Origin of the sequence: Actinacidiphila sp. bgisy160, from assembly GCF_965342435.1 — a bacterium.
In the GTDB taxonomy this organism is placed as follows: domain Bacteria; phylum Actinomycetota; class Actinomycetes; order Streptomycetales; family Streptomycetaceae; genus Actinacidiphila.
The window spans coordinates 69,660-84,695 of record NZ_CBDRCM010000015.1 but is presented as its reverse complement, the minus strand read 5'-3'; the positions used below and the strand labels follow the sequence as shown (position 1 = coordinate 84,695).

The window sequence follows — 15,036 nt, the reverse complement described above, 5'->3', positions numbered from 1 at the left end:
CGGGCCGATGCCGCGCGGGCGCGGCCCACGGCACCGTGGTCGGGTGATCGAAGTCAACGAACTGACGAAGCGATACGGCGCCACCACCGCCGTCGAACGCCTGACCTTCACCGTCCGCCCCGGCCACGTCACCGGGTTCCTCGGCCCCAACGGCGCCGGCAAATCCACCACGCTGCGGACAATCCTCGGCCTGAACGACCCCACCAGCGGCACCGTCACCGTCGACGGGCAGCCGTTCCGGGGACGGCCGCGCGGGCTGCGGCACGTCGGAGCACTACTTGACGCCCATGACGTGCACGGCGGACGCAGTGCGCGGGCGCACCTGTCCGCACTGACACACAGCAACGGCCTGCCGCGGCGCCGGGTGGACGAGGTCCTGGAGGAGGTGGGGCTGACCACCGCCGCCCAGCGCCGCATCGGAGGATTCTCACTTGGAATGAAGCAGCGGCTCGGCATCGCCGTCGCGTTGCTCGGCGACCCACCCGTCCTGCTGTTCGACGAGCCGCTCAACGGGCTGGACCCGGAGGGCGTGCTGTGGGTGCGCGGCCTCTTCCGGCGGCTGGCCGCCGAGGGCCGCACGGTACTGGTCTCCAGCCATCTGATGCGCGAGATGGAGCACACCGCCGAGCAGCTGATCGTCATCGGTCGGGGCGAGCTGATCGCCGCGGAGAGCCTTACGGAATTCGCAGCCCGCGGCACCCAGCTGAGCGTCACCGTCCGCACGCCCGACGTCGCCGGGCTGACGTCCGTCCTCATCGCGGAAGGGGCGGCCGTTCGCCAGGAGGCCGACGGCTCGTGCACGGTGACCGGCCTGGAGGCGGACCGCATCGGCGAGCTCGCCTTCCACCACCGCGTCCTGCTGCACGAACTCGCCCCCCGGTCCGCCTCCTTGGAAGAGGCCTTCATGGGACTCACCGCCGACAGCATCGAATACAGCGCAGGAGAAGCACTATGACCACACAGACGGTGTCCGAACCAAAGGTGTACGCGACCGGCCTCGACTCCCCCGCCCGGTTCCGCAACCTCCTCACCGCCGAGTGGATCAAACTGTGGTCGCTGCGCTCCACCTACTGGGTCCTCGGACTCGGCCCGCTGGCGGTCATCGGCATCCACGTGAACTCCGCCCGTACCAATGCCGAGCGGCTGGCACATCAGCCCGAACTGCCTCCCGCCCCGCCGCCCGGATTCCCCGCCAAGCCCGAGATGCTCTTCGATCCCCTGGCGGCCGCCTTCGTCGACCCGGCCTGGCAGCTCCTCATGGTTATCGCCGGCAGCGTCGGTGCCATCGCGGTCTTCGGCGAGTACACCACCGGACTGATCCGCACCACCTTCGCAGCCGTCCCCGCACGCCATGCGGTGATGACGGCCAAGGCGACGGTCATGGTGGCGGTCATGCTCGTCCTCGGCACAGTCGTCGCGGGCACCTCGTTCAGTGTGACCCAGGCGATCCTGCAGGACCACCGCGGCATGTCCCTCGGCGACCCCGGGGCCCTGCGGGCTGTCGCCGCCTCCGCACTGCTCGCCCCGTTGTGCGCCCTCGTCGGCATGGCTCTCGGCGCCCTCATCCGGCACTCTGCGGGCACCGTCGTGGCGGTCGTCGGCGTACTCCTGATGTTGCCGCCGCTCTTCATGGGCGAGACCTACCGCTGGGTCAAGGAGATCGGCAATGCGATGCCGCTCACCGCATGGCGCGCCCTGGTCCAGAACCCCGCGCGGGACTACACCGTGGACAAGTACCCGGTAACGGTCGCCGAGGCGTGGACCGTCTTCGGGGCCTGGTCGCTCGTCGCGGCGGTCGTCGCCGTGGCCGTCGTGAACCGCCGCGACGTGTGAGCAATACAGGCGAGTTTCTGATTCTCACAAATGAGTAGTTCTGAGAGACCACGGGCTCCCGCCAGAGCGTGTCCGGTTTGCCCATGATCTTCATTCTCACAACCTCTCGCAAAACAGTTTTCGCACAATGGCCCTCGCGATAAGTTCTGCGACATGCCAGAGCTCGCCGAACCGGCCGCCGCCGTCGAACAGTTCGACTGCCCTACCTGTTCCGCCCCCGCCGGAAGCACCTGTCGCACCCGCGGCGGCAAGGTCGCCCCGAAGTACCACACCCCGCGCTTCATGCTCGTCCCCCAGCTCCGTGCCGAGCTGGAGGTGAAGACCCCCGCCGACCGCGGCCCCGGCCGCGCGTGGGAGATGGGCCCGGCGATCGACGCCGCGGTGCCCGCGGCCCAGACGAAGCCCACGAGGGTGGGGTACGCGTGTTGCAGTACGGCCCAGCAGGAACTCCAGAGTCAGCTCGACGCCCTGAACGAGGCGGGCTGCGATCCCGTCTTCTCGGAGAAGATCAGCACCCGGGTCAAGGTGCGGCCGGAGTTCGTCAAGGCGCTGGACTTCGCCCGCACCATCAAGAAGGCTGTCCCGCACCAGCGGGTGATCTTCACCGTGCACGAGATGAAGCGCCTCGGCCGCGGCGCCGCCGAACTCCTCACCATCGCCGAAGATCTGCGCCACTACGATGTCCAGCTCGAACTCCTCAGCGGCCCCCTCCAAGGCGTGTACGACCCGTCCGGGCACGGCGCCGCCCTGTTCGCTTTCTTCGCCGGCATGCCTGAGTCCGAGCGCGAGTACATCCGGGAGAAGTCCCTCGAAGGCCAGGCGTCCGCCCGCGAGCGCGGACGGTACGGAGGACGGCCCAAGGTCGTCGATGACGACATGGCCGCCTACGCCCGCAGCCTGCGGGTCAACGGCGTTCCCGTACCGCAGATCGCGAGCAAGCTCGCCATCACCTCGGGCAAGAACAAGGGCGAGCACCCCTCGGTCGCCACCGTCTACCGCATCCTCGCCGAGGACGATGCGGCTGACGGCACCGAGTAAGCTCGGACACCCTTCAGGGATTCAAGATCATCCCATGGCCCCTTTTGGGCTCACCTCGGCGATACCCCTTCTCCAGTCCGTCAGAGCGAGCAGCTCGATCCGGGCCGGCCGCGAGACCACCGGGGAGAAGAACGGCCGCAGCAGCTGGGCCCGCCATTGATGGGGCGCGTGACATCGACAGCCGGTAGGACCGGGATGCCGCCGACCGGTTCCCAAAGGCCTTGATGAAGGTCGGCACGACATCAACGCGGTTATCGGCGCGGCAATGCGGCCACGTCCGCGCCTGATGCCGACCAGTCGCCGACCCTGACCGAAATCGTCTCCGGTCGTCCACGCGCAATCACGATCAGGTGGTCGGATACACTTTTGCTGTGACTATGTCAGGCCTCTCGGACAGCGGCTCGTCCTCTGATTCCCGTTCACCTCGCATACGTATCCAGGTCGCACTGGCTCATACGCAACGCGACGAGTTGCTGAGGCAGCGATGGCGGAGCCTGAACGACACCCGTCCTTGGCATGTGCACTCATTGCGAGTTCCCAGGCAGTACACAACGGGCTATTACCGGTGCTGGGTGGAATCCTCCACGATCGGGGATATCACGGTCAGCGAGCAATACGGCGACGCGGTGGAGGGCATCATAGGCATGAAGCGCGCCACGGAGCGACGCACGGTGGTCCACATCATGCGAAGTGGCGGGCTGAGCCTCACCGAGGCGGGTCGTACCGTTCAGGTCCCGCCGGGCACGCTGTGCGTACGGGATGCACAGGTGCCACGGGAGTTCTCCTACCGGCCCGGCACACGGGCGCGGGTCCTGCTGATGCCGTCCGAAACACTGACCGCCACAGGACTCGGTCGGTTGCCGGCCCTCACGCTCATATCCCAGGACGCTCCCGAAGCGCGGCTGTTGCTGGGGCAGCTTCATCTGATCCGCAAGATGCGGGGTGATTTGAGTCCGGCAGGCGTCCGCGCCGCTCAGCAATCCGCGCTGCAGTTGCTGGCCGGCGCGATCATGGCCCGTGGGGTTTCCACCGACTCCGCCTTCCGTCCTTCGCTCCGCACTTCTGCCCGCAACTGCGTGGAAGCCCGCCTTCTGGACCCTCACCTGTCTCCCGCCGAGGTGGCCAGGACGCTTTCCGTCTCCGTTCGCACATTGCACCGGGCGTTTGCAGAAGTCGACGAATCCCTGATGGCATATGTACGTCGACGCCGTTTGGAACGAGCGCGCGAGGAACTCATCACACTGGGCGGGAGGTACACCATCTCCGCTGTAGCGGCTCGATGGCACTTCGCCGATGTGAGTCATTTCAGCCGGGCCTTCAAGCGGCAGTTCGGCGAGACGCCGAGCTCGCTCGTTCGCTGATTCCGTGCAGGAGCCGAGCCTCACGCTCCGGCCGCGTGCGGACGACTCTCGGCGGCTCGCCGCCGCGTCCCGCCGAATCGGTCTTCGGCAGGACGCGGCGGGCGTCTATTGAGCCGAAACCGCGGTGGTGACGTTCCTGAAGGTGTTGGCGCCGGCGGCGTTGGGCGCCGTGACGGGGCCGTGCGTCCAGATGCCGAGGACGTTGCCGGAGATCGTGTTTCCGGTGATCTGGACGGACATCGGGTCCACGGTGCTCACGAGGAGTCCAGTGGTCTGCAGATCCCCGATGGTGCCCGTGTCGGTGTCCCCGACGGTGTTGTTGGTGCCGATCTGGTTGTTGCTGACGATGTTGTCGCCCAGGTCCAGTCCGGACACGTTGCCGTGCACAGCCACGGCCGCCCAGCCGTTGCCGGTCATGACGTTGCTCTGCACGGTGTTGCCGTAGACCGCGCCGCCGGCCACGGCCGACGCGAGGGTGACCCCGCCTCCGCCCGCCTCGAGTCCGTTGTCGAACACGTTGTTGCCGGTGATGCTGTTGCCGAAGACGCCACCGGCGCCAGGAGCACGCACGCCGCCGGGAGCCGCCGCGCCGTTGCGGGAGACCAGGGCGAAGCCGGATCCCGAGGCGTTGCCGTGCACGGAGTTGCCGTTGAAGGTGTTACCCGACGCCGGACCGGTCTCGTCGCTGATGACGATCCCGGAGCCGTTGCCGCTGACGGTGCTCGCCAGCACGGTGGCGTTGGAGCTGCCGAGCAGATGGATGCCTCCGCCGCAGTCACCGGGCCCGGACGGCGTCCGCGCGCACGAGGCGTAGGAGTTGGCGACGGCGTTCGGGCCCGTACCGGTGTTGTTGCCCGAGACGATGGTGTTCGCGATGGTCGCGTTCTTCACACTGTTGACGAGGATCCCCTCGCCGACGGCGTTCTTCACCGTGAACCCGGTCACCGTGACGTCGGGCGCGCTGATCTCGATGCCGTTGATCAGGTTGGCGGCGTCGATGGTGACGTTCGCACGGGCCTCGAGGGCCAGCGGCTTGGTGACCGCGACGTTCTCGTGGAACGTGCCGTTGCAGACGACGACCCGGCCGCCGTCGGCCACCGCCTTGACAGCCGCGTTGATCGAGCTGAAGGCGGGAGTGCTGCAACTGGTGTCCGCCGCGGAGGCCACGGCGGTAGGCGAGACGTAGACCGTCTGCGGGAGGGCCCGCGGCAGGGAGAACGCGTACAGCTTGTTGTTGTCGCCCTTGGCCGGGAAGAACGGGCCCATGTTCTGGGTGTGGTAGCCGGAGCCCCAGTACACCGAGCCGTCCACGATCGACGCGCCGCCGAGGACGGCACCCCCGCTGGCGAAGCCCCACTTGACGGTGCCGGTCGCCGCGTCCAGGGCGTACATGTTGTTGCCGGCCGGATTCGTGGATCCGCCGTAGACGACGCCGTTGGCGCTGGACACGAAGGACATGGGCGACGCCGAGCCGGGCGTCGCGGTCTCCCACAGGATGTTCCCGGTGGCGGGGTCGAGTGCGGCCCAGAAACCGCCCGTGGTGGTCGACTTCTGCCCGGTCGCGGACGTGAGCGTGACAGGCAGGTGGTTGGTGTTGGTGTTGGCGACGTAGATGCGCTTGCCGTCCACGGCCGAGCCCCACTGGAGGCCGCCGAGGTTGCCTCCGGGGCCGACCGCCGTCGCCCAGACGATCTTCCCCGTGACCGGGTCGAGCGTCCAGTAGACGCCGCTCTTCTGGCCGATGCCGAGCAGGTCGGTGGCCTTGCCGTTGATTGTGGTGGTGAAGAGGTTGGGCGCGGAGCCGAAGTCGAAGTCGTCACCGAACCGCTGGCCGACCGTCCAGGTATCGGCGGTCAGGGTCTTGGTGGCCCAGGCGATCTCGCCGGTGTGCATGTCGAAGGCGACGATGGAGTCCTGGTAGTTGTCGTCCGCCCCGGGAGTGCAGCCGGTCTCGTCGGGAGAGGTGCAGACACCGGGCGGTACGGTGTAGTTGTTGCCCGTTCCGACGTACACCAGCCCGGTCTTCGCGTCGACAACCGGGTTGCTGCCCCACACGGCGCCGCCGGTGTAGCCCTCGGGGACCACGTAGGTCTTCCACAGCTTCTTGCCGGTGACGGCGTCCAGGGCGACGACACTGCCGCGGAACGTGAACGGCGGAGCGAATCGCTCGGCCTTGGACGACACGCCGACGTAGACGACACCGTCGGCGATGACGGGCGACGACGTCACGATGGCGGCCGGGTCCGCGTCGATCTGGGTCTTCCACAGCCGGGTGCCGGTCAGGGCGTCGATCCCGAAGAGGAACGCGCCGTCCGTGCTGTCGCTGCGCTGCTCGCCCGAACCCGTGACGATCTCGCCGTTCCAATAGGCGGGGCTGAGCCGCGAGATGTCGCCCACGATCCCGGTGTAGTCGCTGATCTGGTGGCTCCAGATCTTCTGACCGGTCGTCGCCTGCACCTTGTAGAGATTGCCTGCCCAGTCCGGCGCGTACACGTAGCCGCCCACCACGGTCGGTGTCGCCGAGACGCTGTCCCCTGTGGTGAACGTCCACTTGGTCTCGAGGCCGGCGACGTTGCCCGTGCCGATGGTGCGCTCGGATGCCGCGTTGTGCGTGTCGCCGAGGTCGCCGCCCGCGTACGGCCAGTCGGACGCGGCCGAAGTCGGGGCGACCGGGGTCGCGGCGGTCGCGGACGGTGTGGCCGTCGCCGCCGCGGCGGTGGCGGGGAGGGCCACCGTGAGTGGGGCCATCACCAGCCCGGCCACGCGAGCACGCACCCGCCATCGCCTTGCGCGGGCGGGTATGCGGGGTATGGACATGCAGAAGCACCTTCCGATCCTTGCTGATCTTGCGATCGAGAGCATAGGGACACCTCTGCCGGCGCCGGACGGCCGCTTTCAGCGCACGGCGCACAGCCGCGTGCATATGAGAAACGAGATGGGCGCGGCTCTGTCTTCGGAAATCTCTTGAATTTCGGTTCGCAGGTACGGGGCGGCCTGAGGCGGGGCGCCTCGTCGACGATCACACACAATCCCGGATGGAACACCGTGCGTCTCGCACGGCAGGGGGAATGTCCTCGGGCTTTCGAGGCGAACTCCGCAAGATCGACCTGAACGGGAGACGAAAAATTTGGCGGGTGTTCCGCGGTGACGCCGTCCAGCGCACTTCGGTCCAGCAAGGGGCGGGTTTGCCGCCCGTACCGGAAATCGCCTCGACCCATGGCGGAATCATGCTTCAGCGCCCAGGAATGAATACTGCGCGCTTGACTCCCTCCGCCCCGGGAGCAGTCCGGCAGGACATCACCCGCTTCATCGAATTCCGGCACGACCGCAGATGCCTTCGCCGGCGCGGCCCAAGTCCGACACCGGAATGTGCGAATCACCGAGTGCAATCACTGGACGACGCGTGTGCGAAGAAGGCGAGGCCCATCGATCGCGCGTTTCGGTGCGGCACGCGGCCGGGGCCCGGTGCGCCGGCAACACTCTCCCCGGACTGCTGGTCAGTGTGGCACGGAAGTTCATGTGCCTGGCACTGGATTTCCAGGACTTCAGCGGTTGTTCGCCTGAACGGCTCGCCGTCGGCAGGGACCGTAACCGCGCTGACGCCGGGCTTGAAGGTGAACTCCCCCGGACACCGGACCGAGGTGTGTGCGCCCGGGTACCTGGACGTCATGGCGCGCGTGCTGGCTCAGGGGGCTTCGGGAAGCTCGGTCCTCAGCAGCCGGTACTTCTTCGAGCGCGAGCGAGGGGCGTTCGCCGCCCGGGACGCCGACCCCGCCGGCCTGTAGTCGTGCGCCGGCCGGCGCCCCTGATGGCGGGAGGCGTCAGGGAGTGCCTCGACAGGCCCTGCCGGGCACGCAGCCTCGCGCCCGCCGGTTGGCCCGCCCGGGCCGAGCAGGTGATCCTGCCGGGCGTCAGCCACGCGCATCCCCTCGGAGGCCCCCGCGCTCGTCGCCTGGACCGTCCTCGACTTCGTACGGCGCCACCCTGTCGACGCCGGCGGCGGCCCGCGCGACGGCATGGGCCGTCAGGGTGACGCTCCGCCACTGCGACGCGTCGCAGTGGCGGCGGCCCGAGGCCGGGCGCTTGCATCAGCACATGGCGACCGTACCCATCCCCCTGCGCACCCGGTTCACCGATCTCGTCGGCTGCGACGTGCCGATCCAGCTGGCCGGCATGGGCTGGGTGAGCGGGCTCGACCTCGCCGACGCGGTGTCCGCGGCGGGGGCGCTCGGCATGGTCGGCTACCCGAGGGTGCCACCGCCTGTACTCGCCGAACTGCTCGACGCGGTGCGCCGGCGCACGTCCCGCCCGGTGGGGGTCAACTTCATCCTGCCGCTGCTCGAGGACGAGGCGTGCGTCGACGTGGCCGCCGAGCGGATGCCGGTCGTCGAGTTCTTCTACGCGGATCCCGTCGCCCGGCTGGTCACCCGTGCCAAGCGCGGCGGCGCGCTGGCCGCGTGGCAGGTGGGTTCGGCCGAGGAGGCCCGGGCCGCGGCGGACGCGGGGTGTGACTTCGTCGTCGCCCAGGGCAGGGAGGCGGGCGGTCACGTCCGCGGGGTACGGCCCCTGCTGCCGCTCCTCGACGATGTGCTCGACGCGGTCGACGTCCCTGTCGTCGCGGCGGGCGGCATCGGCACCGCACGGTCCCTCGCCGCGGTCCTGGCCGCCGGGGCGCATGCGGCCCGTATCGGCACGCGGTTCGTCGCCACCTACGAGTCCGACGCGCACCCGGAATACAAGGAGGCCCTGATCAGGGCGGGCGCTCGGGACACGGAACTGACGACGCAGTTCTCGACCGGATGGCCGGACGCGCCGCACCGCGTCCTGTCGGCCTGCGTCGAACGCGCCCGCACCCTGGACACCGACGTCGCGGGCGAGGCGCTGCTGGGCGGCATGCCCGTGCCCATTCCGGCGTCCGGCCCGGTCTGCCCGCTCCGGACGACGACCGGGCGCGTGGACGCGATGGCCCTCTACGCGGGCGAGGCGGTCGGCACGGTCACCAGGATCGAGTCGGCCCTCGACGTCGTCCGCGAACTCGCCGACGGAGCGGCCAGGCTGCTGTGCAAGGCGTGCGGCGGCATCGGCAAGGAGCCCGCCTGAGGGACAAGGGCCCGTACGAGGCGCGTGTGCGCCACTCGGCGGAGTCCTGCGCCGTCGGAACCTTGAGACGAGGCCGTTCGGTGGAACGGTTCCTCGGGCCGATCGGAACACCCGAGCGCCCCGGCGGCAGGTGTGTCGAGGCCCACCGACGAGGACGGCCCACGAGGTCTGCGTCCTTGGCCTTGGGGACGTCGTGCACGAGAGGTTCGTGCACCCGGGCGAGTTTCCTCCACTCGCCTCCTCGGCACCGCCGAAGACGTGCCGGCCGCGCCGGCGACCGCTGAGGAGCGGACCCGCCGGCCGCCGCTGGGGTTATCCACAGGCCGGTTCCGCACACGGCCTCACTGTCAGACCCCTGCACCAAGATTCGGGACATGACGACATTGATCGCTGCCCCGCCGATGTCCCGTGAGGACTACCGCTCCGCCGTGGACACGGCCCTGCAGGCCTGCGCCGCCTACTACGGCGACGGGACGAGTCCGCTCGACGACGCCGCCTACGACCTGCTGGCCTCGCGCATCCGCGAGTACGAGCGGGAGCACCCCGAGGACGTCCGGGAGGACTCCCCCACGGGCAAGGTGGGCGGCGGTGCCGCCCCGACGGGCGATGTCGCCCACACCGTTCCCATGCTCTCCCTCGACAATGTGTTCAGCCCTGAGGAACTGGCCAAGTGGGACGCGTCCGTTGCCCGTCGCCTGGGGGCGCCGGTGCAGGGCGGCTACGTCACCGAACCGAAGCTGGACGGCGCGGCCATCGCCGCCCGGTACGTGGACGGCCGCCTGACGCAGCTCGTCACACGGGGCGACGGCGCCTTCGGCGAGGACGTCTCCCACGCGATCGGGTCGATCGTCGGCCTGCCGCTGGAGCTGAACACGCCGGCCACCTTCGAGGTGCGCGGGGAAGTGCTGCTCACCCGGGAGCAGTTCGAGGCCGCCAACGCCATACGCACGGCCCACGGGGCGAAGGTCTTCTCCAACCCGCGCAACGGCACGGCCGGGACGTTGCGCGCCAAGGACCGCCCCTACGTGATCGAGACGACCTTCTACGCGTACGGCGTGATCGGCCTGCCCGGTGGCACGCACACGGAGATGATGGACGCGGTCGCCGCGGCGGGGGTGCAGACCACGGCCGCGGCACTGGTCGGACCGCGCGTGTGCGCGACGGTCGAGGAGGTCCAGCGCCGCGTCGACGAGATCGCCGGGCTGCGCGCGGAGCTGCCGTTCGGCATCGACGGCGTCGTCATCAAGGCCGACGCGGTCGCCGAGCAGGAGAAGGCCGGGTTCGCCACCCGCCACCCGCACTGGGCGACGGCGTACAAACTCGCCGCCGCCGTGCGGCAGTCGAAGCTGCTCGCGGTGGAGTGGAACGTGGGACGCACCGGCATCATCGCGCCGCGCGCCGTGCTGGAGCCGGTCGAGGTCGACGGCAGCGTGGTCCGGTACGCGACGCTGCACAACCCGAAGTTCATCCGTGACAGCGGCATGATGATCGGCGACACCGTCATGGTGTGGAAGGCCGGCGACATCATCCCCCGCATCGAGGCCCCCGTGGTGGAACTGCGCACGGGCGACGAGGCACCCGTCGTCTTCCCCGCTTCGTGCCCGAAGTGCGGCGGCGAGATCGACACCTCCGGCGAACGGTGGGAGTGCGCGGGCGGCGCCGGCGGCTGCGGGCTGCTGGCCGCGCTTCGCTACGCCGTGGGCCGCGACCAGCTCGACATCGACGGTCTCGGCACCACCTACCTCGAGGCGCTGGTCGAGGGCGGCGCACTCGCCGACGTGGCCGACCTTTTCGGCCTCACGCGTGAGCAACTGGTCGACGCGACCCGCAGCGAGAAGCGTGCGGACACCGTGGTGGCGCAGATCGAGGCGGCCAAGACCAAGCCCCTCAACCGGGTCTTCTGCGCGCTGGGCATCGTCCGCACCGGCCGTACGCTGTCCCGGGAGATCGCCCGGCACTTCGGCACGATGGACGCGATACGCGCCGCCGACGCCGACGCGCTGGCCGCTGTGCACAAGCTCCCGGCGGCGAACGCACCCAAGATCGCGGCCCACATCGCGGCCATGGGTGCCGTCATCGACAAGCTCGTCGCCTCGGGCGTCACCATGACGGAGCCTTCGGCGGCCCCCGCCGGCACACCCGGTGAGGCGAAGCCGCTGGACGGTCAGATCGTCGTCATCACGGGCGGCATGAACGGGCCGCTCGCCGGCAGGAACCGCAACGAGATGAACGAGCTCGTCAGCAACGCCGGCGGCTCCTCCTCGGGCAGCGTGTCGAAGAGGACGACCATCCTCGTCGCGGGCCAGGGTGCGGGGTCCAAGCTCACCAAGGCGCAGGAGCTGGGTACGAGGGTGCTCACCGAGCAGGAGTTCGCGGACCTGGTCGCGGACTACCTCGTCCAGGGATCCGGGGTGCCCGCCATGGACGGGTAACTGCTGACCGGGGAACTCTCCGGCTCGTGGGACTCACGGCCCGCGGCCGGCAACGGTCACCCCACGGGCGCTCTTCCCGTGTGTCCGGTGTCAGCCGAGGCGGGTGAGCTTCGAGCCGAACGACGGCGAGGCCAGGTGGCCGGCGAGGGCCACCGGCACCTTGACGGCGCTGTCGTCGCCCCCGACGGTGAGGATGCCGACCGGGGCCCCGGCCGGAGCGGCGTGCGGGACGCCATCGACAGGGGCGTCCAGGGAGAGACCGACCTCCAGTCCGCCCCAGCCGATCGCCCGGACGTCCTCGGCCGCCATCACCTCCGTCCGGCCGCCGAGACCGTCGTCCACGTAGCCGACGACCTGGCCCTTCCTGACCACCGTGTCCCGGGCGAGGGCCCGCAGTGCGGCCTGGAGCAGCGTGTTGCTGCGGCCCAGCGCCGTGTCGAGGATGTCCGCCTCGTGCTGCCCGAGCACCGCGCCGATGACGAGCTGCTGCGTGCCGTCGAAGTCACGGACCGCCGCGAAGAGGAGGTTGCCGCCCGCCTTGGTGCTGCTGCCGGTCTTGATGCCGACGACACCGCCGGAGCCGAGCAGCTGGTTGACGTTCCTCTGGACGTCGCCATTGAGGTCCGTGTACCGGGTCTTGGCGGCCAGTTCCGCGAAGACCGGGTCCTTCATCGCCGCATGCCCCAGCTTGACCTGGTCGCTCGCTGTGCTGACGGTGGTGGCGTCCAGGCCGCTGGGGTCGGTGTACGTCGTGTCACGCATGCCGAGCTGCCTGGCGGTGGCGTTCATCTTCCGCACGAACGCTTCCTCCGATCCCGCGTCCCAGCGGGCCAGCAGGCGGGCGACGTTGTTGGCCGAGGGCAGCATGACGGCCTCCAGCGCCTCGTACTCGCTGAGCCTCTGCCCCGCGGTCACCTTGACGACGGACTCCCCTTCCGTCTGCCCGCTGCCGAACTGTTCCTCGGCCTTCCGGTCGACCACGACGGTCGCGCCGGTGCCGCCCTCCTTGATCGGGTGGTCGCGCAGGATGACATAGGCCGTCATCACCTTCGCGACGCTCGCGATCGGTACCGGCCGCTGCTCGCCGAACGCACCGATGCGGCCCAGTCCCTCGGCCTCCAGCACCGCCTGGCCCTCGGCGGGCCACGGCAGTGACGGCGCACCGCCGCCGAAGGTGTAGGAGGGCGCCACGGTCAGCTTCAGGGTGGGCGCCGGCAGCGGGCGCAGCGACTGGACCACGCAGAAGACCAGCGCCGGCAACAGGACCACCGGGAGCCAGACCTTCAGCGGGTTCACGGTGGCGCGCTCCGCCGTCACCGGAGGTGGCGGCGGGGGCGGCGGAGGTGGGTTCGTCAGCTCGTCCAGCAGCGTGCGGCGCTCGCCTGTGCGTACGGAGGGGTCCGCCACGCTGTTCGCCTCGTTCGGCTCGGCGGTCTCCCCCGACGACTCCTGCTGATCCGCCCCACCGGAGGACTCGCCCGTCACGCCGACCTCCTCCACGACACTTCGCTGCCGAGCACCAGTTTCCGGACCGTGGCGGCCGCGGCATCGTGAGCGCCGCCAATGGGGTGCCACCGCCACCCGCACGGCCCCCGGCCCGTGGCCGCGTCAGGTGGTGGCGGCAACGGGGGCGATATACGTTCGAAGAGGGAGGACGACCACGGGCTGCCGTGGCGCCGTGACCACGCGCCCAGCCCTGAGAGTGCGCACGCCGGGAAGGTGCCCCCATGAAGGTCCAAGGGTCCGTCGCCCTCGTCACCGGAGCCAATCGCGGACTCGGTGAGCAGTTCGTGCGAGCGCTGTTCGAAGCCGGGGCGGCCAAGGTGTACGCGGGAGCCCGCGACCCCGCGAAGGTCACCGTCCCCGAAGCAGTCCCGATCGCGGTGGACATCACCGACCACGATTCGGTGCGTGCCGCGGCCGAGCAGGCCGGGGACGTGACGTTCCTGATCAACAACGCGGGTTCCACGACCCGGGCGAACGTACTCACCGCGGACCTGGATTCGTTCCGTACGGAATTCGAGACGCACGTCCTCGGCACCCTCGACATGAGCAGGGCGTTCGCTCCCGTTCTCGGGCGCAACGGGGGCGGCGCCATCGTCAACGTCCTCTCCGTGCTCTCCTGGGTGTCCATCCCGCGCACCGCCGGGTACGCCGCCGCCAAGTCCGCCGAGTGGTCGATCACCAATGCCCTGCGGGTGGCGCTCGCCGAGCAGGGCACGCAGGTCACCGCCCTCCACGTCAGCTACCTCGCGACGGAGATGGCCGCGGCAGTGACCGGTCCGAAGGAGGATCCCGCCACGGTGGCCCGCGCCGTCCTCGACGGCGTGGAGGCGGGGGCGGACGAGGTCCTCGCCGACGACACCACCAAGCGGGTCCGGGCGGCGCTGTCCGGCGGCACCGAGGCGCTGTACCCGCAGCTGCACGGCGGCGAGGCGCTGGTCTGACCCCACGACGGCCACGACGGCCACGACGGCCACGACGGGACGGCAACCGGAGGTGCCCATGACAGGCGGCAAGGCGCACCACAACCCCCCTGACCTCACCGGCCAGACCGTCGTGGTGATCGGGGCCGGCGCGGGCATCGGTTTCGAGACCGCACGCCGCGTACGGGCCGGCGGCGGTGAGGTCGTCATGGTCGGACGCAACCCCGAGCGGCTGCGGCAGGCCGCTGACGAGCTCCGGCCCCTGAGCACGGCGGCCTTCGACGCCACCGAAACGGACCGCCTCAAGGAGTTCTTCCAGGGCCTGCCCGGCACCGTCGACCACGTGCTGCTCACGGCCGGCAGCCCCTTCTACATGCCGCTGGCCGACATGGACCTCGCGGAGGCGAGCCGACACTTCAGCGAACGTCTGGCCATGACCCTGGGGGTGGCGCTCTACAGTGCCGACAAGGTCCGCCCCGGCGGCACCCTCCTGTTCATCGGCGGCACCGGCGGCCGGCGCCCCGGCGTCGGCATGGCCGTCGCGTCCACGCTCACCGCGGCCCTTCCCGCGCTCACCGCGAACCTGGCGCTCGAGCTGGCGCCGATCCGCGTGAACCTGATCGCCGCCGGCTTCGTCGACACCTCACTGTCGGCGTCGCTCCTGGGCGATCAGCTCGAGGCCCGGCGCGAGGAACTGCGCGCCAAGCTGCCCATCCGGCGCGTCGTCGGACCCGCGGACGTCGCCGCTCTGGCCACCCACGTCATGTGCAACGACGCCCTCACCGGCGGGACGTACGACATCGACGGCGGCCAGAACCTCATCGCGCACTGACTCCAGGAGGCCGG

At 70.1% G+C, this 15,036-nt stretch carries 10 protein-coding genes; 8 read left to right on the top strand and 2 right to left on the bottom strand.

Features of this window, described 5'->3' with window-relative positions:
* The first annotated feature begins 43 nt into the window (after positions 1-43).
* From ACRWNP_RS15195 to ACRWNP_RS15180, 4 genes are all read left to right on the top strand, one after another.
* Positions 44-955 (top strand): ABC transporter ATP-binding protein, encoded by a 912-nt coding sequence (locus tag ACRWNP_RS15195; RefSeq protein WP_431961736.1) that lies wholly within the window; start codon positions 44-46, stop codon positions 953-955.
* Positions 952-1,833: an ABC transporter permease gene (locus tag ACRWNP_RS15190; RefSeq protein WP_431961735.1), complete on the top strand. Its 882-nt coding sequence runs from the start codon at positions 952-954 to the stop codon at positions 1,831-1,833. Before ACRWNP_RS15195 ends, ACRWNP_RS15190 begins: the two co-directional genes overlap by 4 nt.
* Before the next feature lie 153 nt (positions 1,834-1,986).
* Positions 1,987-2,871 carry a recombinase family protein gene (locus ACRWNP_RS15185; RefSeq protein WP_431961734.1) on the top strand — a complete coding sequence of 295 codons (885 nt, stop codon included), beginning with the start codon at positions 1,987-1,989 and terminating at the stop codon, positions 2,869-2,871.
* Between the two features lie 572 nt (positions 2,872-3,443).
* Complete coding sequence (locus tag ACRWNP_RS15180; protein WP_431961733.1) at positions 3,444-4,232, top strand: helix-turn-helix domain-containing protein; 789 nt, start codon at positions 3,444-3,446, stop codon at positions 4,230-4,232.
* Positions 4,233-4,337: 105 nt separating this feature from the next.
* Here the strand turns inward: ACRWNP_RS15180 and ACRWNP_RS15175 are convergent, their stop codons facing one another.
* Positions 4,338-7,007 (bottom strand): PQQ-binding-like beta-propeller repeat protein, encoded by a 2,670-nt coding sequence (locus tag ACRWNP_RS15175; RefSeq protein WP_431961732.1) that lies wholly within the window; start codon positions 7,005-7,007, stop codon positions 4,338-4,340.
* Positions 7,008-8,327: 1,320 nt separating this feature from the next.
* Between ACRWNP_RS15175 and ACRWNP_RS15170 the strand changes: the two genes are divergently transcribed.
* A complete protein-coding gene (locus ACRWNP_RS15170) occupies positions 8,328-9,332 on the top strand; it encodes an NAD(P)H-dependent flavin oxidoreductase (RefSeq protein WP_431961731.1) in 1,005 nt (334 codons plus the stop codon).
* 374 nt (positions 9,333-9,706) lie between these two features.
* Positions 9,707-11,764, top strand: coding sequence for an NAD-dependent DNA ligase LigA (ligA, locus tag ACRWNP_RS15165; RefSeq protein WP_431961730.1), 2,058 nt, complete (start codon positions 9,707-9,709; stop codon positions 11,762-11,764).
* A gap of 90 nt (positions 11,765-11,854) precedes the next feature.
* Here ligA and ACRWNP_RS15160 read toward each other — a convergent pair whose 3' ends face one another.
* Positions 11,855-13,249 carry a D-alanyl-D-alanine carboxypeptidase family protein gene (locus tag ACRWNP_RS15160; RefSeq protein ID WP_431961729.1) on the bottom strand — a complete coding sequence of 465 codons (1,395 nt, stop codon included), beginning with the start codon at positions 13,247-13,249 and terminating at the stop codon, positions 11,855-11,857.
* A gap of 242 nt (positions 13,250-13,491) precedes the next feature.
* On the opposite strand from ACRWNP_RS15160, the gene ACRWNP_RS15155 reads away from it, so the two are divergent.
* Together ACRWNP_RS15155 and ACRWNP_RS15150 are read left to right on the top strand one after the other, a co-directional pair.
* On the top strand, positions 13,492-14,211 hold the full coding sequence (locus ACRWNP_RS15155) for an SDR family oxidoreductase (protein ID WP_431961728.1): 720 nt from the start codon (positions 13,492-13,494) through the stop codon (positions 14,209-14,211).
* A 58-nt stretch (positions 14,212-14,269) separates the two neighbouring features.
* Entirely contained in the window at positions 14,270-15,022 is a 753-nt protein-coding gene (locus ACRWNP_RS15150; protein ID WP_431961727.1) for an SDR family oxidoreductase, read from the top strand.
* Positions 15,023-15,036: the final 14 nt, after the last annotated feature.

Bases quoted from the DNA above. Each gene is read 5' to 3' on its own strand.
- ACRWNP_RS15190 (WP_431961735.1), top strand. From the start codon at position 952: ATGACCACACAGACGGTGTCCGAACCAAAGGTGTACGCGACCGGCCTC.
- ACRWNP_RS15185 (WP_431961734.1), top strand. From the start codon at position 1,987: ATGCCAGAGCTCGCCGAACCGGCCGCCGCCGTCGAACAGTTCGACTGC.
- ACRWNP_RS15170 (WP_431961731.1), top strand. From the start codon at position 8,328: ATGGCGACCGTACCCATCCCCCTGCGCACCCGGTTCACCGATCTCGTC.
- ligA (WP_431961730.1), top strand. From the start codon at position 9,707: ATGACGACATTGATCGCTGCCCCGCCGATGTCCCGTGAGGACTACCGC.
- ACRWNP_RS15155 (WP_431961728.1), top strand. From the start codon at position 13,492: ATGAAGGTCCAAGGGTCCGTCGCCCTCGTCACCGGAGCCAATCGCGGA.
- ACRWNP_RS15150 (WP_431961727.1), top strand. From the start codon at position 14,270: ATGACAGGCGGCAAGGCGCACCACAACCCCCCTGACCTCACCGGCCAG.